At 61.9% G+C, this 23,805-nt stretch carries 25 protein-coding genes; 17 read left to right on the top strand and 8 right to left on the bottom strand.

The features are described 5' to 3' along the window. The first annotated feature begins 60 nt into the window (after positions 1-60). The 4 genes from ACYQ3S_RS09950 to ACYQ3S_RS09935 all read left to right on the top strand — a co-directional run bounded on the left by ACYQ3S_RS09950 (position 61) and on the right by ACYQ3S_RS09935 (position 2,225). A complete protein-coding gene (locus ACYQ3S_RS09950) occupies positions 61-768 on the top strand; it encodes an ATP-binding protein (protein ID WP_459688851.1) in 708 nt (235 codons plus the stop codon). Between the two features lie 75 nt (positions 769-843). After that, on the top strand, positions 844-1,392 hold the full coding sequence (locus tag ACYQ3S_RS09945; protein WP_459688849.1) for a class I SAM-dependent methyltransferase: 549 nt from the start codon (positions 844-846) through the stop codon (positions 1,390-1,392). Positions 1,393-1,431: 39 nt separating this feature from the next. After that, complete coding sequence (locus tag ACYQ3S_RS09940; protein ID WP_459688848.1) at positions 1,432-1,965, top strand: putative signal transducing protein; 534 nt, start codon at positions 1,432-1,434, stop codon at positions 1,963-1,965. 14 nt (positions 1,966-1,979) lie between these two features. After that, positions 1,980-2,225 (top strand): hypothetical protein, encoded by a 246-nt coding sequence (locus ACYQ3S_RS09935; protein WP_459688847.1) that lies wholly within the window; start codon positions 1,980-1,982, stop codon positions 2,223-2,225. Between the two features lie 42 nt (positions 2,226-2,267). Here ACYQ3S_RS09935 and ACYQ3S_RS09930 read toward each other — a convergent pair whose 3' ends face one another. From ACYQ3S_RS09930 to proB, 8 genes are all read right to left on the bottom strand, one after another. Beyond that, positions 2,268-3,533, bottom strand: coding sequence for a diaminopimelate decarboxylase (locus ACYQ3S_RS09930; RefSeq protein ID WP_459688846.1), 1,266 nt, complete (start codon positions 3,531-3,533; stop codon positions 2,268-2,270). A gap of 29 nt (positions 3,534-3,562) precedes the next feature. Next, positions 3,563-3,796, bottom strand: a complete 234-nt coding sequence (locus ACYQ3S_RS09925) for a DUF3006 domain-containing protein (protein WP_054326829.1) — start codon at positions 3,794-3,796, stop codon at positions 3,563-3,565. After that, entirely contained in the window at positions 3,793-4,665 is an 873-nt protein-coding gene (locus ACYQ3S_RS09920) for a ComEC/Rec2 family competence protein (RefSeq protein ID WP_459688844.1), read from the bottom strand. Before ACYQ3S_RS09920 ends, ACYQ3S_RS09925 begins: the two co-directional genes overlap by 4 nt. Beyond that, positions 4,665-6,161, bottom strand: a complete 1,497-nt coding sequence (putP, locus tag ACYQ3S_RS09915; protein ID WP_459688843.1) for a sodium/proline symporter PutP — start codon at positions 6,159-6,161, stop codon at positions 4,665-4,667. Before putP ends, ACYQ3S_RS09920 begins: the two co-directional genes overlap by 1 nt. Before the next feature lie 162 nt (positions 6,162-6,323). After that, entirely contained in the window at positions 6,324-6,917 is a 594-nt protein-coding gene (locus ACYQ3S_RS09910) for a CYTH domain-containing protein (protein WP_459688841.1), read from the bottom strand. Then, the gene (locus tag ACYQ3S_RS09905) at positions 6,917-8,164 is read right to left on the bottom strand and encodes a glutamate-5-semialdehyde dehydrogenase (protein ID WP_459688839.1); all 1,248 of its coding nucleotides are present in this window, start codon (positions 8,162-8,164) and stop codon (positions 6,917-6,919) included. Before ACYQ3S_RS09905 ends, ACYQ3S_RS09910 begins: the two co-directional genes overlap by 1 nt. Positions 8,165-8,187: 23 nt before the next feature. After that, positions 8,188-8,373, bottom strand: a complete 186-nt coding sequence (locus ACYQ3S_RS09900; RefSeq protein WP_459688838.1) for a hypothetical protein — start codon at positions 8,371-8,373, stop codon at positions 8,188-8,190. A 163-nt stretch (positions 8,374-8,536) separates the two neighbouring features. Next, positions 8,537-9,346, bottom strand: a complete 810-nt coding sequence (proB, locus tag ACYQ3S_RS09895; protein WP_054326834.1) for a glutamate 5-kinase — start codon at positions 9,344-9,346, stop codon at positions 8,537-8,539. Positions 9,347-9,616: 270 nt separating this feature from the next. On the opposite strand from proB, the gene ACYQ3S_RS09890 reads away from it, so the two are divergent. From ACYQ3S_RS09890 to ACYQ3S_RS09830, 13 genes are all read left to right on the top strand, one after another. Continuing rightward, the gene (locus ACYQ3S_RS09890) at positions 9,617-9,928 is read left to right on the top strand and encodes a cell division protein ZapA (RefSeq protein ID WP_054326835.1); all 312 of its coding nucleotides are present in this window, start codon (positions 9,617-9,619) and stop codon (positions 9,926-9,928) included. Continuing rightward, complete coding sequence (locus tag ACYQ3S_RS09885) at positions 9,925-11,955, top strand: U32 family peptidase (protein WP_459688837.1); 2,031 nt, start codon at positions 9,925-9,927, stop codon at positions 11,953-11,955. Before ACYQ3S_RS09890 ends, ACYQ3S_RS09885 begins: the two co-directional genes overlap by 4 nt. Next, the gene (locus tag ACYQ3S_RS09880; RefSeq protein WP_459688835.1) at positions 11,955-12,527 is read left to right on the top strand and encodes a Maf family protein; all 573 of its coding nucleotides are present in this window, start codon (positions 11,955-11,957) and stop codon (positions 12,525-12,527) included. Before ACYQ3S_RS09885 ends, ACYQ3S_RS09880 begins: the two co-directional genes overlap by 1 nt. A gap of 135 nt (positions 12,528-12,662) precedes the next feature. Beyond that, entirely contained in the window at positions 12,663-13,508 is an 846-nt protein-coding gene (mreC, locus tag ACYQ3S_RS09875) for a rod shape-determining protein MreC (protein WP_459688834.1), read from the top strand. A gap of 4 nt (positions 13,509-13,512) precedes the next feature. Beyond that, positions 13,513-14,022 carry a rod shape-determining protein MreD gene (mreD, locus tag ACYQ3S_RS09870; RefSeq protein ID WP_459688832.1) on the top strand — a complete coding sequence of 170 codons (510 nt, stop codon included), beginning with the start codon at positions 13,513-13,515 and terminating at the stop codon, positions 14,020-14,022. A gap of 24 nt (positions 14,023-14,046) precedes the next feature. Next, positions 14,047-16,329, top strand: a complete 2,283-nt coding sequence (locus ACYQ3S_RS09865) for a peptidoglycan D,D-transpeptidase FtsI family protein (protein WP_459688831.1) — start codon at positions 14,047-14,049, stop codon at positions 16,327-16,329. 114 nt (positions 16,330-16,443) lie between these two features. Beyond that, a complete protein-coding gene (locus ACYQ3S_RS09860; RefSeq protein WP_459688829.1) occupies positions 16,444-17,184 on the top strand; it encodes a nucleotide-binding protein in 741 nt (246 codons plus the stop codon). A 45-nt stretch (positions 17,185-17,229) separates the two neighbouring features. Continuing rightward, positions 17,230-17,646: a methylglyoxal synthase gene (locus ACYQ3S_RS09855; protein WP_459688827.1), complete on the top strand. Its 417-nt coding sequence runs from the start codon at positions 17,230-17,232 to the stop codon at positions 17,644-17,646. Between the two features lie 76 nt (positions 17,647-17,722). Next, positions 17,723-19,084: a histidine--tRNA ligase gene (hisS, locus tag ACYQ3S_RS09850; protein ID WP_459688826.1), complete on the top strand. Its 1,362-nt coding sequence runs from the start codon at positions 17,723-17,725 to the stop codon at positions 19,082-19,084. Positions 19,085-19,087: 3 nt separating this feature from the next. Beyond that, positions 19,088-19,261: a hypothetical protein gene (locus ACYQ3S_RS09845; protein WP_459688825.1), complete on the top strand. Its 174-nt coding sequence runs from the start codon at positions 19,088-19,090 to the stop codon at positions 19,259-19,261. A 119-nt stretch (positions 19,262-19,380) separates the two neighbouring features. Then, positions 19,381-21,192 (top strand): aspartate--tRNA ligase, encoded by a 1,812-nt coding sequence (gene aspS, locus ACYQ3S_RS09840; protein ID WP_459688823.1) that lies wholly within the window; start codon positions 19,381-19,383, stop codon positions 21,190-21,192. A gap of 77 nt (positions 21,193-21,269) precedes the next feature. After that, a complete protein-coding gene (locus tag ACYQ3S_RS09835; protein WP_459688822.1) occupies positions 21,270-23,222 on the top strand; it encodes an LTA synthase family protein in 1,953 nt (650 codons plus the stop codon). A gap of 159 nt (positions 23,223-23,381) precedes the next feature. Continuing rightward, entirely contained in the window at positions 23,382-23,774 is a 393-nt protein-coding gene (locus ACYQ3S_RS09830) for a VOC family protein (RefSeq protein WP_459688820.1), read from the top strand. The last annotated feature ends 31 nt before the right edge of the window (positions 23,775-23,805 follow it).

The following is a 23,805-nucleotide window of genomic DNA, read 5'->3' as shown; positions in this document are numbered from 1 at the left end:
GTCAAGTATGCGCCGGTTTGTCCGGACGCGGAACAGGTTACCCATCAGGAGGAAACGGATATGGTACGGAAAATTATTGAAATCAATGAAGAAAAGTGCAACGGCTGCGGCTTGTGCGCCAATGCCTGCCACGAGGGCGCGATTGGCATGGTGAACGGAAAGGCGAAGCTGCTGCGGGACGATTATTGCGACGGCCTGGGCAACTGCCTGCCGGTCTGTCCGACAGGGGCGATCACGTTTGTCGAGCGCGAGGCCGCTGCCTATGACGAAGCGGCGGTGCAGGAGAACCTGCGCGCGAAAGCCGAGGCGCAGCAGCCGCTTGCCTGCGGCTGCCCGGGCAGCCATGCGCGCGCGATCGACCGTCCCGCCGCACCGCAGGCAGGCGGCGCGGTTCCGGCGGTTTCCCAGCTCCGCCAGTGGCCGGTGCAGATCAAGCTGGCGCCCGTCAACGCGCCGTATTTCCAGGGTGCGCACCTGTTGGTAGCAGCGGACTGCACCGCCTACGCATATGCAAATTTCCACCAGGACTTTATCCGGAACAGGATCACGCTGATCGGCTGCCCCAAGCTGGACGAGGGTGATTACAGTGAAAAGCTGACCGAGATCATCCGGCAGAACGATATCAAAAGCGTAACGGTGGTGCGCATGGAGGTGCCGTGCTGCGGCGGTATCGAGCATGCGGTGCGCACCGCCCTGCAAAACAGCGGCAAGTTTATGCCGTGGCAGGTGGTCGTGGTATCGACCGCGGGCGAGATACTGGACCGGTAAGGCGTTTGCAAATCTGCTCCGCTGTGGTACAATAGCTCATGAGAACGGGGCGCCGGACCGCGGAGGGATAAAAGTATGAATACATTGGACGTGGTGCATGATTTTCTGCGGCGGCAGGTGAAGCCGGGCGCGGTCTGTATCGACGCCACGGCGGGCAAGGGGCGCGACACCGCGCTCCTTTGCCGTCTTGCGGGAAAAAACGGGCGGGTGATCGCGTTTGACATCCAGGAGGCCGCGGTCGAGCAGACGCGCGCGCTGCTGGCGGAGCAGGGCTTGAGCGCAGAGGTCGTGCAGGACAGTCACGCGCATATGGCGCGCTATGCGGCGCCGGGGACGGTGGACTGCATTGTGTTCAACCTTGGCCGGCTGCCGGGCGGGGATGCCAGAATATTCACCACAGCCGCTTCCTCGCTTCCGGCGATCGACGCGGGGCTGACGCTGCTGCGGCCGGGCGGCGTGATGGCGCTTGCGCTGTATTATGGGAAAGAAAACGGATATGAGGAGAAAAATGCGATTTTATCGCATTTAAAGTCGATAAATGACCGATTGTTCACTGTTCTGGCATGCGATTGGCTCAACCGGCGGAACGACCCGCCGCTGCCGATTTTCATATGGAAAGAGTGAGCGGCCTGTGTTACAATAAAGGAAAAGGAGGGGTATGATATGCCTTGGTGTCCCAAATGCAAAGCGGAATACAGAGAGGGATTTACGGAGTGCAGCACCTGTCGGGTGCCGCTGGTGGATACGCTGCCCGAAGAAAATAAGGAGCCGGAGCGGGAGGAATTCGTCCTGCCGGACGGCATGGAGAAACCGATTGCGGTTTACACAGCCAAAAACCGGCTGGAAGCGGAAATGGTCTGCGACATGCTGCGCGAAAATGATATCGTTGTACTCCACCGGCCGGCGGCGTTCCGTCAGATACAGGCTTACAGCGGCACTGATGCGCGCTTCGGGGTAGAGATTGTGGTCGATGCGAGCCAGACCGCCCGCGCGCGTGCGCTGATCGACGAAATGAATCACAGCTTTGCGGAGGCGCCGGTTGACGAGGAAGAGCTGGCCCGCCTTGCCGAGGAGCAGGCGATGCAGACGCCGGAGCAGCCTATGGAGGATAACGCTTCGTTCAAGCTGCTGCCCGTGGTGGCGGGCGTGATCGCGGTGGCGCTGCTGCTGCTGTATCTGGTTTCCAACCGTATGTAAAGGGGAGAGCGCCTATGCCGTGGTGTCCGAAGTGTAAAGCGGAGTTCCGCGAGGGCTTCAGCGTGTGCAATACCTGCCATGTGCCGCTGATCGACCATATACCGGATGGGACGGAAACGATCGTGGAGCCGCCGCAGCCCGACGAGGCCTGGCTGCGCGAGGATGGGAAACGGACAAGGGTGCTCCGGCTGCTGCGGACGCTGATTATCCTGTTCCTGGCGCTGGCGGTCGTGCTGCTGCTCGCGGATAAGGGGATATAAAAAGGGAGTGCGTATCACGCACTCCCTTTTTATATGCTGTTGTTACCGGATATCGTCGAACAGGCCGGTGAAGTCCAGTGTTGCAAAATAATCCTTCGGCGTTTCCGCGCGGCGGATCAGCTCAACCGAGCCATCCTCGCGCAGGAGCAGCTCGGCGGAACGCAGCTTGCCGTTGTAGTTATAGCCCATCGAGAAGCCGTGAGCGCCCGTATCGTGGATATACACATAATCGCCAATATCGATACGGGGCAGGTTGCGGTCGATGGCGAACTTGTCGTTGTTCTCGCACAGGCCGCCGGTCACATCATAGGTGCGGTCGTGCAGCGCGTCCTCCTTGCCAAGGACGGTGATGTGGTGGTAGGCGCCGTACATCGCCGGACGCATCAGATTGGCCGCGCAGGCGTCAAGACCGGCGTATTCCTTGTAGGTGTGCTTGTGGTGGATGCAGCGGGCCACCAGCGCGCCGTAAGGCCCGAGAATAAAGCGGCCCATCTCGGTATAGATCGCGATGTCGTCCATGCCCGCCGGTGCGAGCACCTCTTCATAAGCGCGGCGTACGCCCTCGCCAATGGCCATGATATCGTTCGGCTCCTGCCACGGCTTGTAGGGGATGCCCACGCCGCCGGACAGGTTGATGAACGCGATATGCACGCCGGTCTCCTTGCGGACCTCGACCGCCAGCTTGAACAGGATGCGGGCCAGTGCGGGATAGTATTCGTTCGCCACCGTGTTGGAGGCCAGGAACGCATGGATGCCGAAATGCTTGACGCCCTTGGCCTTCATATACTTGAACGCCTCGATCAGCTGCTCGCGGGTCATGCCGTACTTGGCCTCCTGCGGGGTATCCATGATCTCGTTTTCAAGCACAAAATCGCCGCCCGGATTGAAACGGCAGGACATGGTTTCCTTCCACTGGCCGACCTTATCGTAATAGTCCAGGTGGGTGATATCGTCAAAGTTGATGATCGCGTCCAGGTCGCTGGCGAGCTTAAAATCCTCGTCCGGCGTCACATTGGAGGAGAACATGATATCGTGGCCGGTGATGCCGCAGGCGCGGCTCAACTGCAGCTCGGTATAGCTGGAGCAGTCGCAGCCGAAGCCCTCTTCATGGAGGAGCTGGACCAGGCGGGGGTTCGGGGTCGCCTTAACGGCAAAATATTCCTTGAAGCCGGGGTTCCATGCGAACGCGGCCTTGACCTTGCGGGCATTTTCACGGATGGCCTTTTCGTCGTAGATGTGGAACGGGGTGGGATGGGTCTTTACGATCTCCTGCACCTGCTCAAGGGTCAAAAAGGGTTTCTTTTCCATTGGTTTTCGCCTTTCCTTAGTTTCTGGGGTTATTCGTCGGTCTGTTTGCCGAGGATGCGCTCGAAGCGGCGGCGCATATCGTCCTCGATGCGCTGGGTTTCGATCTGGTCGACGCCGATGATACGGCCGTCCTGCACGATAACGACCATGCCCTCTGCGAGCATGGCGGGCGTCTCTGCGCGGGGGAAATTGACCATTTTGTCGTTGATTTCCACAACAACGAAATCGCCTTCAAAGCGGTCGACGATACCGGTCTGTTTCATGCAGCATTCTCCTTGCTTGATGGTAGTGGGTCGAGCGGGAGGACGACCGTGCCGCTTTCCGCTGTGATGCGGACGTCGTCAACACCCGCGAGGGACAGGTTTTCCAGCGTCTGCGGGCTGGGATGGCCGTAATCGTTGTTCACGCCGCACGAAATCACCGCGGTCGAGGGCCGCACCGCGCGCAGGAATTCCTCGGAGGAGGAAGTGCTTGCGCCGTGATGCCCGACCTTGAGGATCTCGCACGACAAAAGTGGATAATGGTTCAACAGGGAGCGTTCCGCCGCGGCCTCGGCGTCTCCCATCAGGAGAACGCTGCGGCCGCCTGCCTGGAACAGCGTGACCAGGGAGCGGTTGTTCAGGTCGCTGTCCGATACATCGTCGTCCGGCCCGAGGAACGTGAGCGACGCGCCGGAATCAAACGGCAGGACGTCGCCCGGCTGCGGGACGGTCGGACGGAGGCCGCGCGCCTCCAGCGCGTCGAGCATGTTGCCGTAGGTGGCGGTGTTGGCAGTCTCCCGTCCCATAAAGAAGTGTCCGATCGGGAATGCTTCGATCACCCGCGCCATGCCGCCGATATGGTCGGCGTGCGGATGGGTGGCGACCACGGCGTACAGCTCCTGTACGCCAAGCTCCTCTAAATAGCGGACGATGGTATCGCCGCTTTCCGCTGTGCCGGCGTCCACCAGCACGGCCTGGCCGCCTGACAGGAGCAGGATGGAATCGCCCTGGCCAACGTCGATAAAATGGACTTCGGTTTCGCCGGTGAGCTCCTGCGGGCCGGATAAAAACCCGGGCAGGTAAAGCCAGGCGTCAAGCGCCAGCACAAGTGCCGCGCCAATAAACAGGATACGCCGGAGGATTCGCTTCATTATTCTTCACAGGTGCGGTAGGAATCGAATTTGTCCGTGATCTCTTTGGACGGGGCGGGCGTCGCCAGGCTGACGATAATGATGGCGAGCAGGCCGCAGACAAAGCCGGGTACGATCTCGTACAGCTCGAAAATGCCGCCGGACATCTGCGCCCAGAACAGGTCGACCAGGCCGCCGACGATGATGCCCGCATACGCGCCGTATTTGTTGGCGCGCCGCCAGAACAGGGAGCAGAGCACGAGCGGGCCGAACGCCGAGCCAAAGCCGGCCCACGCGTATTCGACCAGACCGAGCACCGTGCTGTTCTGGTTGGTCGCGATCAGCACGGCAATCAACGCAACCGCCATCACGCAGCCGCGGGAAACCCACATCAGCTCCTTGGTGGAGGCGTTGGGGCGTATTTTGTTGTGGTAAAAGTCCTCGGTGATGGCAGAGGCGGTAACGAGGAGCTGGCTGTCCGCGGTGGACATGATCGCCGCAAGAATGGCGGACAGGAAGATGCCCGCGATGAACACGGGGAAGATGCGGGTGACCATGTTGATGTAGATGGTCTCCTCATTGCCCGCGGTGACGAGCAGGCCGTCGCCCAGGAACATGCGGCCGGAAACGCCGATCAGTACGGCGGCGGTCAGCGAGATCAGGACCCAGACGGTCGCGATGCGGCGGGACTTCTTGATCGCTTTCGGGGACTCGATGCCCATGAAGCGGACCAGAATATGCGGCTGGCCGAAGTAGCCCAGCCCCCACGCGATCAGCGAAATGATGCCGATGGCCGTGTAAGGCGTATTGGTCGCGCCGTCCACGAACAGGTTCAGGAAATTCGGGTTAAACGATTCGACCTGCGCAAAAAAGTCGGCCGGCCCGCCCAGCGAGCCGATAGCGATCGAGGGTACCGCGATGACGCAGAAGAACATCAGCAGGCCCTGGAAAAAGTCGGTCCAGCACACGGCGAAAAAGCCGCCGGCAAAGGTGTACGAAATAACGACGACCGCGCCGATCAGCAGCGACACCAGATAGGGCATGCCGAACACGGATGAAAACAGCTTGGCGCAGGATACAAAGCCCGAAGCGGTATAGAACAGGAAAAACACCAGGATGAATATTGCGGCGATCACCGAGATCATGCCGCTTTCATCCTTAAAGCGGTTCTTGAAAAACTGCGGCAGCGTGATCGCGTCGTCCGCCACCTTGGTGTACTGGCGCAGCGGCTTGGCGACAAGCAGCCAGTTGAGATAGGTGCCGATGGCAAGGCCGATGGCGATCCAGCCGGCCGAAATGCCGGACAGATAGGCCGCGCCCGGCAGGCCCATCAGCAGCCAGCCCGACATGTCGGAGGCCTGCGCGCTCATCGAAGTGACCCAGGAGCCAAGTTTTCGGCCGCCGAGGAAATACTCGCTGGTCGTGCGGTTTTTCCCCATAAAGTACATGCCGATGCAGATCATAAAGATCAGATACACGCCGAACGCGGCGAGTGTGATGATGCTGCCAATATTCATGTATAATTACCCTCCCAAAATTCATGTTTTATTATACATGGATTCGCTTTTTTTTGCAAGAATGAGGGTGGGAAATTGCGGTTTTCACAAAAAATAGACAATATAGATAAAAACGAGCCGCAAAACAAGAGGAAGGTTGTTGCGAATGACGGATAGGCCGGCTCACAGCTTCATGGCCCGCGCAAGCTTGCTTTCCGGCTCCGGCGTCAGGGAGAGGTAATCGGCAAGGTCAGCGGCAAGCGCGTGGAAAACCGCCTCGCTGCCCGCGATCCATTCCAGCTCGATCTCGCACAGGGGGGCGGAGCGCCCGTTATGGTGCAGCATGCCCTCGTCCAGCGCAAGCTCGCAGACTGTGTCCTCCTGCTGGAGCAGGATGGCGCAGCGCCGGAAGTCGACCGTGCAGATCGTTTCCAGGCGCGCGGCGAGCGCCTGCTCGCACAGCGCGCGCGGCGCGCCTTTGCCGGGCAGCGCGGCGAGGCCCTCCTCGACCGTCTGCGCGTCGCACTCGTATTCCTCATGCGCGCGCATGCCGGCGGGGGTGTTGCTGTTGCGCCGCTTCATGCAGCATACGCTGCGGTCGTTTTCGCGGCGCAGGCGGAGTGCGGCGTCGTTGCGGCGCAACAGACCGTCCGCCGTATCGAAATACTGCGATTTCATATGGATGGTGCGGCTTTGGCTGCCGATACGGGAGGAGGCCCAGAGCAACGCCTGCCCCAATACCCATTCGTCCGCCCGCCATTTGTATTCCTTTTCCATTACCGTATCTGTCCGTTTCCGTAAATGATAAATTTGGTGGTGGTCAGCGCGGTCAGCCCCATGGGGCCGCGCGCGTGCAGCTTTTGTGTGGAAATGCCGATCTCCGCACCGAAGCCGAACTCAAACCCGTCGGTAAAGCGGGTGGAGGCGTTGACATAGACCGCCGCCGCGTCGACCTCCTCCAGAAAACGCTGGGAAGCCTCGTAGTCGCGGGTGACGATGCACTCCGAGTGGCCGGTGTTGTAGCGGTTGATATGCGCGATCGCCTCGTCGAGCGAATCGACGACCTTGCAGGAGATCTCATATCCCAGATATTCGCGCCCGTAGTCCTCCTCTGTGGCGGGGAGGACGGCGTCGCCCAGGATCTCCCTGGTGCGGGTGCAGCCGTGGATGGAGACGCCGCTCGGCGCGAGGCCGGCCGCCGCCATGGGCAGGAACCGCACCGCCGCGTCCTTGTGGACGAGCAGGCTTTCGGCCGCGTTGCATACGCTCGGGCGCTGGCACTTGGCGTTGACCAGGATGCACTGCGCCATCTCCAGATCGGCGGAGGCGTCCACATAGACGTGGCAGTTGCCGGTGCCGGTCTCAATGACCGGAACGGTCGCGTTCCGGACGACCGACTGGATCAGGCCCGCCCCGCCGCGCGGGATCAGCACGTCGAGCCAGCCGTTCAGCTTCATCATCTGCGTGGCGCTGTCGCGCGAGGTGTCCTCGACCAGGTTGATGGCGTCCTCCGGCAGGCCCTCGCCGGCAAGCGCCGCGCGCATGAGGCGGGTCAGGCACATGGAGGAGTGGAACGCCTCCTTGCCGCCGCGCAGGATGCACGCCGAGCCGGCCTTGAAGCACAGCGCGGCCGCGTCCACCGTGACATTGGGGCGCGCCTCGTAAATAATGCCGATCACGCCCATGGGTACGCGCTTCTGCCCGATGTTCAGGCCGTTCGGCGTTTTGCGCATCCACAGCACCTCGCCGATGGGGTCGGGCAGGGCCGCGACCTGGCGGCAGCCCTCCGCGATGCCGGCGATGCGTTTTTCGTCCAGCATCAGGCGGTCGATCAGCCCTTCCGCAAGGCCGTTTGCACGGCCGTTTTCGATATCGATGCGGTTGGCGTCGATAATTTCGCGGGTATTCGCAAGCAGCGCGTCCGCTATGGCGAGCAGGCCGCGGTTTTTATCGTTTGTGCCGAGTCTGGCGACCGCGTATTTGGCGCGGCGCGCATCTGCGGCAATGTCCATCAGTTGTCGCATGGGTTACACCTCGTTTTATCGTGTTATTTCTTTTTGAAAGGGGCGGCCGCCATAACAAGCATCGCGATCAAGTATAGGCCGTACAGGATGTAGGTGACGGCGTTGCTCCATGGGAAAGCGGCTTCGGGATGACGCAGCGCATAGATGACAAAAGCGGCGGCAGCCATCAGCATAACCAGCGCGATGATGCGTGATTTTTTCTTTGTCATAACGGACTTCCTCCCTCGTTGTATCCGCTGGGGGATTCAGGGGAAAGGGGGGCGGCGGCTCCGTGTCAGCACGGCCAGCCGTGCAGATAGGCCTGCAGGCCGAAAAACGAACCGACCGCGATGCCGATCAGCGAAGCGATCAGATACCGGATGCGTGCCTTGGTCATAGTCCTGCAACCTCCCGTGCGAAAAGCGTGCCGACCGGCTTGCCGTCGACGATATCGTATAATATGCCCTGCTTATCCCCGTTGGCGACCAGCATGGGAATGCCCGCGTCCATGCACAGCTCGGCGGCGGTGATCTTGGTGGCCATGCCGCCCGTGCCGTGCGCCGAGCCGGCGCCGCCCGCCATGCGGCGTATTTTCGCGTCGATCCTGGAAACGTGGCGGATCAGCTTGGCCTGCGGGTTTTTGCGCGGGTCGGAATCATACAGCCCGTCGATATCCGAAAAAATAACGAGCAGGTCGGCCTCGCACATGCGTGCGACGACCGCGGAAAGCGTGTCGTTGTCGCCGAAGTTTTCAATGTGCTTCAGCTCGGCTGTGGCGACCGTATCGTTCTCGTTGACGATCGGCACCACGCCGGTGCGCATGAGGGCGGTAAAGGTGTTATGGATGTTTTCGCGCTGGTCGTCGTCCACAATGTTTTCGCGCGTGAGCAGGATCTGCGCCACGTTGATGCCGTATTCCAGAAACATTTTGTCGTAAATGTGCATCAGCTCGCACTGGCCGACCGCGGCGGCGGCCTGCTTCATGGCCAGCTCGGTGGGGCGCTCGCTCAGGCCGAGCTTGGCGGCGCCGACGCCGACCGCGCCGGACGACACAAGCACCATTTCAAACCCCTGGTTCTGCAGGTCGCTGATGGTGCGGACGAGCCGCTCGATGCGGCGGATGTTGAGCTTGCCGTTTTCATATGTCAGCGTCGAGGTGCCGACCTTGACGACGATGCGCCGGACCTCGTTGATATTAAGCATAAAAGACCTCCGGTTTCCGGCAGGGCGGACAGGGCCGCGCCGCCGGCTTCCTATTTAATATACATGTTTATTGTAGCACAGCGGGCGGCTTCACACAAGGCAAACAAAAATCTTTTACAAATTGCCGGAAAAACCGGTTCGTAGAAAAATATGCCCGCCGGACGGCTATCTTTGCGCATATTTTTTGTTCCAAAAGGTCAATTGTTGTGGTATACTATATTTTATCAAATTATGCCTTTTGAACGATTTTGCGAAAGGAAGGGATCAGTCATGGCAAACCGCGTGACCATCCAGATCGCAGGGCAGCATTATACCATGCTGGCCAACGAGACCGTGGAATATATGAACGAGGTCGCGGAACTGGCGCAGCAGACCATCGCGGAGTGCGGCGGCTCGGCGTCGTTCGCGTCCACACGCGCGCTTGCGCTGGCGACCGTCAACCTCGCGGATGAATATATCAAGGCCAAGACCGCGGCGGAAGCGGCCGAGGCCAAGTGCCGCGCGCTGGAAGCGGAAAACACCGCGCTGCGGCAGCAGGTGAGCCGCAACAGCGCGAACCATCCCGGAAACCGCCGCAAATGAACCGGATAGAGCTTTTGGCTCCCGCCGGCTCGCCGGAGGGGGTGCGCGCCGCGGTCCAGTCGGGCGCGGGCGCGGTATACATGGGTTTCGGCACGTTCAACGCGCGCCGGGGCGCGAAGGGCTTTTCGCAGGATGAAATGGCGCAGGCGATCGCCTATTGCCGCGCGCGGGGCGTCAAGACCAATATCACCCTGAATATCCTTGCCGGCGACCGCGAGCTGGACGCGGCGCTGCAGGACGCAAGGTTCCTCTATGAAGCGGGCGCGGACGCGCTGATTGTGCAGGACCTTGGCCTTGCGCGCCTGATTCACGCGTACGCGCCGGATTTCGCGCTGCACGCCTCCACGCAGATGACCGTTCACACGCTGGACGGCGCGCGGGAGGCGCGCGATATCGGCTTTTCGCGCGTGGTGCTCAGCCGCGAATGCACGCGGGACGAGGTGCGCCTGATCACCGAACAGGCAGGGGTGGAAACCGAGGTGTTCGTCCACGGCGCGCTGTGCATGTGCTATTCCGGCCAGTGCTACCTGTCCGCGGTGATCGGCCAGCGGTCGGGCAACCGCGGCCTGTGCGCCCAGCCCTGCCGACTGCCGTACGGCGGCGGCTATCCGCTGTCGCTCAAGGACCTGGCGCTGGCCGGCCATGTGGCCGAGCTGGCGGAGATGGGCGTGTCCTCGCTCAAGATCGAGGGGCGCATGAAGCGGCCGGAGTACACGGCGATCGTCACCGGAATCTATGCCGGCCTGCTGCGCGAGCGGCGCGGCCCCACGCCCGAGGAACGGGATATCCTACGGCGGGTGTTTTCGCGCGACGGCTTTACAGACGGGTACTATACCGGCAAAAAGGGCGACGGGATGTTCGGCACTAAGACCGACGTGCCGCTGCAGGAGGTCCAGGCCCTGTACGACGAGGCGGCGCGCCGCTTTGCAGAGGGGAAGGAGGCGCCGCTCGTTCCGGTGTCGCTTTGCTTTACCGCGCGGGCGGATACCGGCGCGGTGCTGAGCGCGGACGGGGTTTCCGCCGCGGCGCCGGCCGAGCGGGCGGTCAACCGTCCGACCACGCCGGAGATGGTGGAAAAGTCCCTGCGGAAAACCGGCGGGACGCCGTTTTATGTCAAAAACCTGCGCATCGAGCTGGAGGACGGGCTGGCCGTGCCGGCGTCCGTGATGAACGGGATGCGGCGCGACGCGCTTGCGCTGCTGCTTGCCAAGCGCGGTACGCCGCCCGCCCGCGACTGGCTGGAAGGGCCTCTGCTGCGGCGGGACGAGGAATGCGCGGCGCGCGAAGGCTTCCGCGGCTTTACCGCGTCCGTGCGCACCAGGGAGCAGGCGGAGGCGCTCCGCGGCCTCGGCCTGGAAACCGTTTACGCGCCGGTCGGCGTGGCGGCCGAGACCGGCCTGCCCGCCGTGCTGCCGCGCGTGTTTTCGGACGCAGAGCAGCCCGAGCTGGAGATGCTGCTCGGCGAGGCGATGAGCCGCGGCACCCGCACGGTGCTGGTGGGCAACATCGGGCAGGTCGCGCTTGCGCGGCGCATGGGGTTCGCGATACACGGCGATTTCGGCCTGAACGCCTATAACAGCAAAACGCTGCACGCGCTCGCGGAAATGGGCGTGACGCGGCAGACGCTTTCGTTTGAGGCGCGCCTGGCGCAGGCGCGCGATATGAAAGGGCCGCTCGAAACCGAGCTGATCGTTTATGGATATCTGCCGCTGATGATCTTCGAAAACTGCGCGATCCGCCGGCAGCACGGCGGCCGCTGCGCCTGTCGGGAGGGAACGACCTACCTGACCGACCGGAGAAAGGCGCGCTTTGCGCTGCTGCCCGAATACGGCTGCCGCAACACGCTGCTCAACAGCCGCCCGCTGTATCTGCGCGCGGCGTATGAGTGCCTGGGCGTGCAGACTGCGCGGCTGCTGTTCACAACGGAGCCGCCGGAGGAATGCGCGCGCATCGCGCGGGCGTTCCTGGACGGGACGCCGCTGGACGGGGACTTCACCAACGGCCTGTATAAAAGAGGAGTCGAATAATGCGGATTATACTGGCGTCCGCCTCGCCGCGCAGGCGGGAGCTGCTGGCGCTGATTACGGAGGAATTTACCGTCTGTCCGGTGGATGCGGACGAGACGCTGCGCCCGGGCGCGCCGCTCGACGCGGAGGTCGTGCGCCTGTCCCGCCTCAAGGCGGAGGCGGCGCAGCGCCTGCATCCGGACGCGGTGTGCATCGGGTCGGATACGATGGTGACCATTGACGGCCTGCCGCTCGGCAAGCCGGCGGACGCGCGGCAGGCGGCCGATATGCTGCGCCGCCTGCGCGGGCGCACGCACGAGGTGCTGACCGGCCTTGCAGTGCTGCCGCCGGACGGCACGGCGCGCACGCTCTGCACCCGCACGCGCGTCACTTTCCGCGATTTTGCGGAGGACGAGCTGGCTGCCTACCTCGCCACGGGCGAGCCGCTGGACAAGGCGGGCGCCTACGGTATCCAGGGCCGCGGCGCGCTGCTGGTGGCGGGGATCGAGGGCGATTATTACAGCGTTATGGGGCTGCCGGTCGCGCCGCTTTACGAGGTGCTGCGCGGCTTGGGCGCGCTCCGCGCCGGATAGGGACGCGCGTCCGGAAAAGCGGGCGCGCAAACAGGGTTTGCGCAGTTGGGGGCTTTGTCCGCGCGGTACGCGGCACGGCCCTTTCGTTTGGAACAGGGGTTCCGGACGGGAGATATCAGAAAGGAAGTTTGATTTTTGCGAAGAAGAAACAGACTGGGCTCGCGTTTTTTCATCGGCATCGCCGTGGTGATCGTGCTGTGCATCCTTTCCGCACTGTACAGCGGCGTGACCGGAAATCCGTCGCCCGTGACGACCGCGGTGGGGATCGTCGCCACACCGATCCAGAAGCTTGCGACCGGTGTGAGCGGCTTTTTCGGCAAAGGGCTGAGCTATTTTACCGAATTCGACGCGCTCAAGGCGGAGAATGAGGAGCTGCACCGCCAGATCCGTGAGATGGAGCAGACCGTGCGCGACGCGCAGCTTGCAATAGAGGAAAACAACCGCCTGCGCGCGCAGGCGGGCCAGCCCGAACGCGCGCGCGAGCTGACCACGCTCAACGCGGAGGTCATCGCCCGCAACCCGGGCGACTGGGCGACCGTGCTGACGCTTGACAAGGGCTCGTCGCACGGGGTAGAGGTCAATGACGCGGTCATCACCGAGGATGGGCTGGTCGGCTATGTCAGCGCGGTCGCGCCCAACTACAGCACGATCACGACCGTCGTCGATATCGAGATGCAGTGCGGCGCGCTGATTACCCGCACGCGCGACAGTGCGATCGCGGAAGGAAGCTATGACCTGATGGCGGAGGGCAGCCTGCGCCTGTCCTACCTGACAGAGGACGCCAGCATCGTGATCGGCGATACGGTGGAGACCTCGGGCGCGGGCGGCGTGTTCCCCAAGGGCGTGATGATCGGCACGGTCGAGAGCGTCCTGCCGGAGGAGAACGGCATCTCGTATTACGCGGTCCTCAAGCCGTTCGTCGATGTGGAAACGGTGACGAACGTGTCTGTCGTGACCGCCTTTACGGATACTACGGAGTGAGCCTATGCAGAGAGAACAGTTATCCATCCCGAAGATGATCCTGTACATTTTGTTCGCGCTGGTGTTTTATGCGCTGCAGTCCAGCCTGTTCGGAGCGTGGTCGATCCGAGGCTACCACCTCGATCTGCTGCCCGCGTTCGTCGCGGCTGCCGCGCTGTTGGACGGGCCGGTGGAGGGCGTCATCATGGGCGTTGTGGTCGGGTTGCTGTACGACCTGGGCTTTACCGGCATCGACGGGCTGTACCCCATCTTTTTCATGCTGTTCGGCATGGTTGCGGGCGCGATGAGCCGGCTGACGCTCAGCCGGAACTATGTGTCCATGCTGATGCTCAACGCGGTCGAGATGGTCGTGATCGACCTGCTGCGGTATTTCTGCTACCTTCTGCCGCAGAAGGGCGCGCCGTTCGGGCTTGTGCTGCAGCAGACAGTCGGCGGCACGCTGCTCGCCAGCCTGCTGTGCTTTGCGGTATACGCCCCGATGGCCAAGATAAGCCGGAAATTCTCCGCGCGCTGACCCCTGCCAGAAAAGAGGAATCCCATGGTGAACAAAAATCAACTGCTGCGCCGGCTGGCGGCGCTGGCCTGTCTGCTGCTGCTCTGTGCAGGGCTGGCCGGCGGGCAGCTTGTGCAGCTGCAGCTTGTAAACGGCGAGGATTACATCCGCCAGTCGGCGTACTGGCTGACGACCACCTCGACGGTTTCCGCCGCGCGCGGCGAGATACTCGACCGGTACGGCCGGCCGATGGTGACGAATAAAACCGAGTTTTCGCTGGTGCTGGTCTATTCGGCCTGGCAGCAGGAGGGGCAGGCGGCGCGCCTGCTCGATCTGGCGGCGCGGGTCAAGGCGGACGCGGCGGCCGCCGCGGCAAACACGGCGCAGAACGGGGACGGGAGCGATACAGACACGGAGGACGGCGCCGCCGCTGCGGCAGAGAGCACGGCTGAGCTGAACGATATCCTGCCCATCAGCGATACCGCCCCGTACACCTATACCACGGATGCGGCGACCAGCGATGGCGCCAAGCTTTCCAAATATATCAAGGACAGCGCGGACACGCTCGGCTTGACCGCGGTCCAGCAGGCGATCGCGGACGCAAAGGCGCGTCAGGAGCAGAGCCCGCGCACGGATGCGGAGACCGGCGAGGTGATCGACGAGGTGAACGCGCTGGATGCGACTACGCTGGTTTCCGCCGCGGACTTCCTCAGCGCGATGCGGGACTATCTGGACCGCAACTGGGGGCTTCCGGAAACGATGACGGACGCGGATACCCGCACGCTGGTCGGCCTGTATTATACCATGCGGCAGAACGGCTTTGACAACCGCACGAATTTCACATTTGCAACCGGCATATCGATCGACCTGATCGCGTATATCAAGGAGCACCATCAGGATTATGCCGGCGTTGAGGTGGAAAGCCAGGCCGTGCGGCAGTATGATACGGAATACGCCGCGCACCTGCTCGGCCGCGCGGACATCATGTATCGGGAGGAATGGAGCGGCGATGCATACGGCGGTCCGTATCAGGGCAAGGCCGGCTATAAGATGAGCGATATCACCGGAAAAACCGGCCTGGAACTGGCGTTCGAGCCGTACCTGCACGGCACGGCAGGCTCCAGCACGGTGCAGACCGATCTGGGCGGCCAGGCGGTCAACGAGCAGGCAAGCTCCTATGCCGCGCCGCAGCCGGGCGATAGCGTGATTACGACGATTGACCTTGACCTGCAGGCCACGGCCGAGGAGTCTCTTGCGGAAAACCTTGCACAGTATGGGCGGGGCGGGGCGGCGGTCGCGATCGACCCCAATTCGGGCCAGGTGCTTGCGATGGCCTCCTATCCGACCTACAGCCTGGAAAACTATGTGGAGGAGGCGGAGGAGCGAAACGAGGACGCCCGCTCGCCGGAATTCAACCGCGCGACCACGGGCGTATACGAGCCCGGCTCCACCTTTAAGGTGCTCAGCGCGATCGCGGCGCTGGAAGAGGGCATCATTGACGCGAACACCACGATCACCTGCACGGGCGAGTTCGAATACGGCGGGCAGACGTTCCACTGCAACAACCATTCCCAGCCCATGACGCTCGACGTGACGCAGGCGATCAAATATTCCTGCAACACCTTCTTCTATACCGTGGGACGGGAGCTGACCGGCAAGCGGCTCGAACAGTGGGACGCCAAGTTCGGCCTGGGCATGCTGACCGGAATCGAGGTGGACGAGGCGGCGGGCCGCGCGGCCGGACCGACCTACCGTGAGCAGATGGTCGCGGCCGACCCGACGCTGCAGGACTGGCTCGGCGGCGACGACGTGCAGGCCGCGATCGGCCAGTCGGACAACGGCTTCACGCCGCTGCAGCTTGCCAATTATATCGCGGCCGTGGTCAACGGCGGCACGCTGTACCGGCCCACCCTGGTCAAAAGCGTCAAGAGCTACGATTACTCCGAGGTGGTCGAGAGCGAAACTGCGGAAGTCAAAAATACAATCGAGATGTCCGATACAACGGTTGATTTGGTCATGACCGGCATGAGCGAGGTAACCGACGAGGGCGGCACCGCGGGCAGCGTGTTTGCGGACTACCCGATCAAGGTCGGCGGCAAGACCGGCACGGCCGAGGCCATTGAAAACGGGATAAAATTCGACAACGGCCTGTTTATCGCCTTCGCCCCGTTCGACGATCCCGAAATCGTGATCTGCGTCGTGGGTGAGGGCGCGGAGCACGGCTCCTCGGTAACGCCGATCGTGCGCGATATGCTGGATACCTACTTCCAGACGGGCGATGCGGACACGGTGAAATCCGTGCAGCAGGAAAATGTGATCGTAGCTTGATAAAATCCTGTATAAAAAAGCGGAAGCGTGACAAAAAATTTGCATAAGCGCTTGTAAATCCGACACTTGTGGTTTATAATGTCAATATAGTTTTATCATTTCGGAGGCGGTAGATTGAAGGTCATTCTGGTTGCGTCCGGCAAGGGCGGCACGGGAAAAACCTCCTTTACGGCAGGTGTGGGCGCGGCGCTGTCGCAGCGCGGCCACCGCGTGCTCCTGATCGACGGCGACTGCGGCCTCCGCAATCTGGATATCGTGCTTGGCATGTCAGACAGGGTGGTGTATTCCTTTGCCGATGTGGCGGGCGGCGCGGTGCCGCTGGAAACCGCGATGGCGCGGCATCCGGACTATGAAGCGCTATACTTACTGACCGCGCCCGTGGCGCTGCCCGCGCTCAGTGAGCGCGGCATGGAGCAGCTCGCCGTGCAGGCGGAGGAGGCGGGGATCGAGTACCTCCTCATCGACGGGCCGGCGGGACTGCCCGCCGAGCTGTCGTGGCTGGCGCACATCTCTACGCAGGCGGTCGTCGTAACCTCGACCGACCGCGCCTGCATCCGCGGCGCGGAGCGGTGCGCGCGCAAGCTGGAGGAAGAATACTGCATCGCGCGGATCCGGATGGTCCTTAACCGCATCCGTCCGCAGTTGATCTGTCGCGGCAAGGCGGGCAACATCGACGACGCGATGGACGAAGCGGGCTTACCGCTGCTGGGGGTCGTTCCGGAGGACGAGGACCTGATCGCCTGCGGCAATAGTGGAAAAAGCATTTTTGCGGTCAAGCACACCGGCGCGGCGCGCGCCTTCCAAAACATCGCGCGGCGGCTGGACGGAGAACGCGTTCCACTGATAAAAATTTGAACCGAGTGGAAGAGTGGCTTAGGAAGGAAAGGGGATGTCCTTGAAATGAATATTGCACTAATCGCGCACGACCGCAAAAAGGAATTGATGGTACAGTTCTGCATGGCGTATTGCGGCATCCTGGCAAAGCATAATATCTGCGCAACCGGCACGACGGGAAAATTCGTCGAAGAAGCGACCGGACTGAAAATAGACAAGTGCCTTGCGGGCATGCAGGGCGGCGAGGAACAGATTTCCGCGCGCGTCGCTTACAATGAGATCGACCTTGTCCTGTTCTTCCGCGATCCGATGTCCAATTCGCAGTACGAGCCGGACCTCCATGCGATCGCGCGGCTGTGCGATATGCATAATATCCCGATCGCGACCAATTCGGCAACGGCTGAAATGCTCATCCTCGGCCTGGACCGCGGCGATCTGGACTGGCGCAATATTGTAAACCCGAAAAACAGTTCGAGAAAATAACAATAGGACACAACTGCACCGGATGGGCCTGCGCCCGTTCGGTGCATCCGTCTGTCTTGAGGAGAATCAAAACGCTATGGAAAAAGTGAAACCGAGAACCCTGTCCGGCTTTATGGAGCTGCTGCCCGCGCCGCAGGTGCAGATGGAGCGCATCATGCAGGTGCTGCGCGAAACCTATGCGCTGTATGGCTTTTACCCGCTGGACACCCCGCTGATCGAGTCCTCCGAGGTGCTGCTCGCCAAGGGCGGCGGCGAAACCGAAAAGCAGATCTACCGCTTCACCAAGGGCGACAGCGACCTGTCCCTGCGCTTCGACCTGACCGTGCCGCTGGCGAAATACGTCGCCCAGCATTACGGCGAGCTGACGTTCCCGTTCCGCCGCTTCCAGATCGGCAAGGTTTACCGCGGCGAGCGCGCGCAGCGCGGCCGCTTCCGCGAGTTCTATCAGGCGGATATCGACGTGATCGGCGACGGCAAGCTGGATATCATCAACGAGGCCGAGGTGCCGAGCATCATTTACAAGACCTTTACCGCGCTGGGACTCGAGCGCTTCAAAATCCGCATCAACAACCGCAAGGTATTGAACGGCTTTTTCGCCATCCTCGGCCTGACCGACAAGGCGGGCGACGTGATGCGCACGATCGACAAGCTGGAAAAGATCGGCGCGGAAAAGGTGAAGGCCATCCTGGTGGACGACTTCGGCGTGGCCGCCGGAACCGCGGACGAGCTGCTGGCGTTCATCGCCACCCCGGGCGGCACGGCGGGCATCCTCGCGGCGCTCGAGGGCTATCAGGGCAGGAATGAAGTGTTCGACCAGGGCGCGGACGAGCTGAAAACCGTCGCGCGGTACATGCAGGCTTTCGGCGTGCCGGACGACCACTTTGAGATCGACCTGACCATTGCGCGCGGGCTGGACTACTACACCGGCACGGTGTACGAAACCGCGATGCTCGACCATCCGGAGATCGGCTCGATCTGCTCGGGCGGCCGGTACGACAACCTCGCGGAATACTACACGGATAAGCAGCTGCCCGGCGTGGGCATCTCGATCGGCCTGACGCGGCTGTTCTATGTGCTGGGCGAGCAGGGCTACCTGAACGACAGCATGAACCGCGCGCCGGCGGACGTGCTTATCCTGCCCATGACCGACGACATGGGCGCGGCGATCGCGCTGGCGACGTCCTTGCGCGGCGCGGGTATCCGCACCCAGCTTTACAGCGAACAGAAAAAGTTCAAGCACAAGATCGGCTACGCGGACAAGCTCGGCATCCCGTACGTCATCTTCCTCGGCGAGGACGAGATCAGGGAGGGCGTTGTCGCGGTCAAGGATATGGAGACCGGCGAGCAGGTCAAGGTTTCGCTGGAGGAGGCGGTCGGCCGCATTCAGGCGGGACTGGCCGCGAAAAACCAGGGCAAAGTCATTTGTGACAGGGTATAAATCATGCGGCCGGCCTATACGCTGATCGCCTGCATCACGGGGATGGCGCTTGCCTTTGTGGAAGGTCAATGGGTCGTGTTCGTGCCGCTGCTGCTGGTGGGCTTGGGACAGGCGGTGTCGCTGGTGCGGCAGGTCCGTGCGCAGGACGAGCGGGAGGAACAGGAGGACGACCGGTAAGTCCGGCCCTCCTGTGAGCGCCGTGCTTACGCAATTTAACCGGATTTTCCTGTTTTGCATGTGCGGCCAGCGCTGCGTTGTAAAAAAGAGAACAAATAACAGAGTTGAGGATGATAAACATGAATGAAACTTCGATTCACGGCATGAAGCGCACGCACATGTGCGGCGAGCTGCGTCTGTCCGACGCGGGGCGGGAAGTAACGGTTAACGGCTGGGTCGACCGCGTGCGCGACAACGGCGGCGTGCTGTTCCTGCTCGTGCGCGACCGCGCGGGCATCGTGCAGTGTACGTTCGACAAGTCGGTCAACGCCGGCCTGTTTGATATCGCTTTTACCTGCCGCACCGAGTTCGTGGTAGCCGTGCGCGGCAAGCTGGTTGCGCGCGACGAAGCGGCGATCAACAGGAAGATGCCGACCGGTGAGGTCGAGATCGTCGCGGAGGAGCTCCGCATCCTGTCCCGCGCGGAAACCACCCCGTTCGAGATCGACGACAGCAAGGAGGTCGGCGATCAGGTGCGGCTCAAGTACCGCTACCTCGATCTGCGCCGCCCCTCCATGCAGCGCAATATGATGCTGCGCCATCGCGTTACCCAGGTGGCCCGCAACTACTTTGACGAGCAGGGCTTTATCGAGATTGAGACACCCATGCTCACCAAGTCCACGCCCGAGGGCGCGCGCGACTACCTTGTGCCTTCCCGCGTGCATCCGGGCAAGTTCTACGCCCTGCCGCAGTCCCCGCAGCAGTACAAGCAGCTTTTGATGCTCGCGGGCATGGACCGCTATATCCAGATCACCCGCTGCTTCCGCGACGAGGACCTGCGCGCCGACCGCCAGCCCGAGTTCACCCAGATCGACCTCGAGATGAGCTTTGTCGAGCAGGACGACGTGATCGCGGTCAACGAGGGCTTCCTCCAGCGCGTTTTCAAGGAAGTGCTGGACGTGGACATCCAGCTCCCGCTGCCGCGCCTGACCTGGCGCGAGGCGATGGACCGCTTCGGCTCGGACAAGCCGGACACCCGCTTCGGCTTTGAGATCCGCGATATTTCGGATATCGCCGCGAATTGCGGCTTCGGCGTGTTCAAGGGCGCGGTCGAGGCCGGCGGCACGGTTCGTCTCATCAACATCAACGGCTACGCGGATAAGTTCCCGCGCAAGGAGATCGACAAGCTGGCCGACTTCGTCAAGACCTACCGCGCCAAGGGTCTGGCGTGGATGAAGGTCGCGGCGGACGGCTCGATGACCTCCTCCTTTGCCAAGTTCCTCACCGAAGAGGAGATCGCGGCCATCCGTGAGCGCGCGGACATGCACGAAAACGACGTGCTGTTCGTTGTCGCGGACGCTTCCGAGGAAACCGCGCTGGTTTCGCTCGGCGCGCTGCGCTGCGAGCTGGCGAAGCGCCTCGGCCTTGCCAAAAAGGACGATTACAAGCTGCTGTGGGTCACCGAGTTCCCGCAGTTCGAGTACAGCGAGGAGGAGGATCGCCTGGTCGCCAAGCACCACCCGTTCACCGCGCCGATGGACGAGGATATCCCGCTGCTGGACACCGATCCGGCTAAGGTGCGCGCCAAGGCGTACGATATCATCCTCAACGGCTGTGAGCTGGGCGGCGGCTCGATCCGTATCCACGATCCCGCGCTGCAGACCAAAATGTTCGAGGCGCTCGGCTTCACCGAGGAGCGCGCGAAAGAGCAGTTCGGCCATCTGATCACGGCGTTCTCCTACGGCGCGCCCCCGCACGGCGGCCTGGCCTACGGCCTGGACCGCCTGTGCATGCTGCTCGCGGGGCTGGATTCCATCCGCGATGTGATCGCCTTCCCCAAGGTGCAGAACGCGTCCGACCTGATGATGTCCTGTCCGGACGTGGTGGACGCAAAGCAGCTTGACGATCTTTCCATCGCGGTCACCCGCGAGGAAAAGGACGCGGAAGCGTAACGGGCCTTGCCCGTAAAAGCCGTTGCGGCGGACGCTGCAGCGGCTTTCCTGTATCGCGGAAAAAGGAGAAAGCAAACGTGTGTCCCGAATGTAAAAAACGAGAAAAGATTGGGAAAATAATCGGTTATATCGTGGATATCGCCCTGGCGGCGGCGGTATTTTATGCCGCAGTGTATCTGCTGCGCAAGGGCTCGATCCATTACCGGCCGGAGAGCCAGTGGCCGCTCGGCATCCTGACCGGCCTGCCGCTTGTGCTGCGGCCCCGAAAAAGAGCGACCGCGCCCGAGCTGCTGATACACGATGTACTGGTGCTGCTCTCCGCATCGTCGTTCGCCCTGCTGCTGACCGAGTATGTGGTCAAGGGCGGCATCCTGATCGGCAACGTGCAGATCTGGCAGGGCTATGTCTACCATGCGGCGATTTTCGGCATCGTCTATTGGATTGTCTGCAATATACGGCTCACGGCGTGCATCGGCATGGGCATCACGATGGTATATGCGTTGATCGACCATTATGTGACCGTGTTCCGCGGCACGCCGGTGCTGCTGAGCGATTTGTTCGCTGTCGGCACGGCCAAAAATGTAGCGGCGAGCTACTCGGTGCCGGTCGAGCTTTCGGTCCTGCAGACCGTGGCGATCGCGGTGCTGTTCTGCGCCGCGGTTTGGCGGGTGCGGCGTCCGGCGTCCGCGCCGCGGCGCTGGCAGTTCGCGGCCTGCTCCCTGCTGATGGGGTGCTGGCTCTATGGGCTGGGTCTTGCCGGAAGCAGCTTCGGCTTCTGGCAGGGCAATCTGGAATACAGCGAGTGGTATTACTTCTGCCGCACGGCGGAGAACGCGGTTGTGAAAAAGCCCGCGGGCTACTCGGGGGCGGTGCTGGAACAGGCGGCGCAGGCGTATGCCGGCCGGTCCGGAACGGTGCAGCCCAATATTATCATGATAATGAACGAATCCTTTGCCGACCTCAAAAGCATCGGCGATTTTGAGACGAATGAGGATTATATGCCCTTTATTCACTCCCTGGCGGAAGCGGAGAATACGATCAGCGGCGATCTGCTGGTATCCACGTTCGGCGGCGGCACGGCAACGACCGAGTTCGAGGTGCTGACGGGGGATACCATGGCCTTCCTGCCGTTCGGCTGCTCGCCCTATCAAATGTATGTCAAGAGTGAAACGCCGGGGCTGGTATCCGGCCTGGAGGCGCAGGGCTACCAGACGGTTTCCATCCATCCCTATCTGGCGACCTCCTGGAACCGCCAGCAGGTCTATGAGCGCCTGGGTTTTGACCGCCAGTTGTACGAAACGGATTTTTCGGACGATGCCGCACGGCTGCGCGGTTATATCAGCGACAGCGCAGATTACCGGAAGATCATTGAGCTGTACGAGGCAAAGCCGGCGGGCGAGCCGCTGTTTGTGTTCAACGTCACGATGCAGAACCACGGGGGCTATGAGCCGTCTGACGATCCGGCGTTTGAGGAACGTATCCGTCTCACCGGCGCATATGAGGGGAAATACCCGCAGGTGGACCAATACCTGTCGCTGGTGCGGTACAGCGATGAAGCGGTCGAGCAGCTGGTCGCGTATTTTTCCCAGGTGGACGAGCCGACGGCCATCGTCTTTTTTGGGGACCACCAGCCGAATGTGACCAGCACCTTTTACGACGACCTGTTCGGTAATACGGAGGCAGCGCGCACCCGAGAGGAAAAGCAGGCCAAGCTGACCACGCCGTTCTTCATCTGGGCGAACTATGATATCGAGGAACAGGCAGGGGTGCAGATCAGCGCGAACTATCTGTCCGCCTATGCGCTGGACGCGCTGGGCTGCGCGGTGTCGGGCTATGACCAGCTGCGTCTCGCGGCGCGGGAGCAGGTGCCGTGCATCAACAGCTACGGCTATTACCTGGCGGGCGGCGCGTGGCGCGATTCCTCGGGCGCGGCGGCGGAGCCGGCCCTGTCGCTTTACCAAAACGCGCAATACGCGCAGCTATTTGACCCGAAAAGACGGATCGACGCCTGGTACGAGCCGCTGGCGTAGTTTTTTGGGTGACAAGCCGCTGAGGGGCTTCCCGCCCACACAGCTTTATGGTATAATAGCCGCAAAGCGACTATTATATATTTATTTCACATGATTATGCCACAGCGGCCCTTAGAGGCCGCTGTGGCATAATGGGATCACGACAGGAGGGGATTGACCATGAAAGAACTCTATAAAGGACTTGCCCATGTGGCGGTCAATACGGCGGACATGGAGGAAAGCATCGCGTTTTACGAAAAGATCGGCGGCACGGTCACCGCGCGTTCGAGCGTGGGTGAAAAGCTGTTGGCGCTGGTCGAATTCGGCGGTCTGGTGCTGGAGCTGATCCAGCCGCCGGCGGGCGAGCTGGTACCGTCGGGTGTCGGCAGCATCCCGCATTTCGCCGTGTATGTGGACGATCTGGACAAGGTGGCGGCGGCGGTCAAGGCCGCGGGCGTGTTTTCGTTCACCACGCCGGAAAAGCGTGTGCTGCCCGATACCTTCGGCGGCCTGCAGAACTGGTTTTTCACCGGACCGTCCGGCGAACAGATAGAATTGCTGCAAATGCTGTAAAGAGAAAAAAGTCATGGCGATTTTTCGCCAT

The sequence above is a fragment of the Agathobaculum sp. TL06 genome (genome assembly GCF_054658635.1).
This window is presented reverse-complemented; position numbering and strand designations above follow the sequence as displayed.

What these genes read in the sequence shown, in the direction of transcription:
- ACYQ3S_RS09855 (WP_459688827.1), top strand. Translation starts at nt 17,230, where the DNA reads ATGAATATTGCACTAATCGCGCACGACCGCAAAAAGGAATTGATGGTA.
- ACYQ3S_RS09865 (WP_459688831.1), top strand. Translation starts at nt 14,047, where the DNA reads ATGGTGAACAAAAATCAACTGCTGCGCCGGCTGGCGGCGCTGGCCTGT.
- proB (WP_054326834.1), bottom strand. Translation starts at nt 9,346, where the DNA reads ATGCTTAATATCAACGAGGTCCGGCGCATCGTCGTCAAGGTCGGCACC.
- ACYQ3S_RS09945 (WP_459688849.1), top strand. Translation starts at nt 844, where the DNA reads ATGAATACATTGGACGTGGTGCATGATTTTCTGCGGCGGCAGGTGAAG.
- ACYQ3S_RS09940 (WP_459688848.1), top strand. Translation starts at nt 1,432, where the DNA reads ATGCCTTGGTGTCCCAAATGCAAAGCGGAATACAGAGAGGGATTTACG.
- ACYQ3S_RS09905 (WP_459688839.1), bottom strand. Translation starts at nt 8,164, where the DNA reads ATGCGACAACTGATGGACATTGCCGCAGATGCGCGCCGCGCCAAATAC.
- ACYQ3S_RS09910 (WP_459688841.1), bottom strand. Translation starts at nt 6,917, where the DNA reads ATGGAAAAGGAATACAAATGGCGGGCGGACGAATGGGTATTGGGGCAG.
- hisS (WP_459688826.1), top strand. Translation starts at nt 17,723, where the DNA reads ATGGAAAAAGTGAAACCGAGAACCCTGTCCGGCTTTATGGAGCTGCTG.
- aspS (WP_459688823.1), top strand. Translation starts at nt 19,381, where the DNA reads ATGAATGAAACTTCGATTCACGGCATGAAGCGCACGCACATGTGCGGC.
- ACYQ3S_RS09950 (WP_459688851.1), top strand. Translation starts at nt 61, where the DNA reads ATGGTACGGAAAATTATTGAAATCAATGAAGAAAAGTGCAACGGCTGC.
- ACYQ3S_RS09885 (WP_459688837.1), top strand. Translation starts at nt 9,925, where the DNA reads ATGAACCGGATAGAGCTTTTGGCTCCCGCCGGCTCGCCGGAGGGGGTG.
- ACYQ3S_RS09925 (WP_054326829.1), bottom strand. Translation starts at nt 3,796, where the DNA reads ATGAAACAGACCGGTATCGTCGACCGCTTTGAAGGCGATTTCGTTGTT.
- putP (WP_459688843.1), bottom strand. Translation starts at nt 6,161, where the DNA reads ATGAATATTGGCAGCATCATCACACTCGCCGCGTTCGGCGTGTATCTG.
- mreD (WP_459688832.1), top strand. Translation starts at nt 13,513, where the DNA reads ATGCAGAGAGAACAGTTATCCATCCCGAAGATGATCCTGTACATTTTG.
- ACYQ3S_RS09830 (WP_459688820.1), top strand. Translation starts at nt 23,382, where the DNA reads ATGAAAGAACTCTATAAAGGACTTGCCCATGTGGCGGTCAATACGGCG.
- ACYQ3S_RS09845 (WP_459688825.1), top strand. Translation starts at nt 19,088, where the DNA reads ATGCGGCCGGCCTATACGCTGATCGCCTGCATCACGGGGATGGCGCTT.
- ACYQ3S_RS09935 (WP_459688847.1), top strand. Translation starts at nt 1,980, where the DNA reads ATGCCGTGGTGTCCGAAGTGTAAAGCGGAGTTCCGCGAGGGCTTCAGC.
- ACYQ3S_RS09880 (WP_459688835.1), top strand. Translation starts at nt 11,955, where the DNA reads ATGCGGATTATACTGGCGTCCGCCTCGCCGCGCAGGCGGGAGCTGCTG.
- ACYQ3S_RS09930 (WP_459688846.1), bottom strand. Translation starts at nt 3,533, where the DNA reads ATGGAAAAGAAACCCTTTTTGACCCTTGAGCAGGTGCAGGAGATCGTA.
- ACYQ3S_RS09920 (WP_459688844.1), bottom strand. Translation starts at nt 4,665, where the DNA reads ATGAAGCGAATCCTCCGGCGTATCCTGTTTATTGGCGCGGCACTTGTG.
- ACYQ3S_RS09890 (WP_054326835.1), top strand. Translation starts at nt 9,617, where the DNA reads ATGGCAAACCGCGTGACCATCCAGATCGCAGGGCAGCATTATACCATG.
- ACYQ3S_RS09900 (WP_459688838.1), bottom strand. Translation starts at nt 8,373, where the DNA reads ATGACAAAGAAAAAATCACGCATCATCGCGCTGGTTATGCTGATGGCT.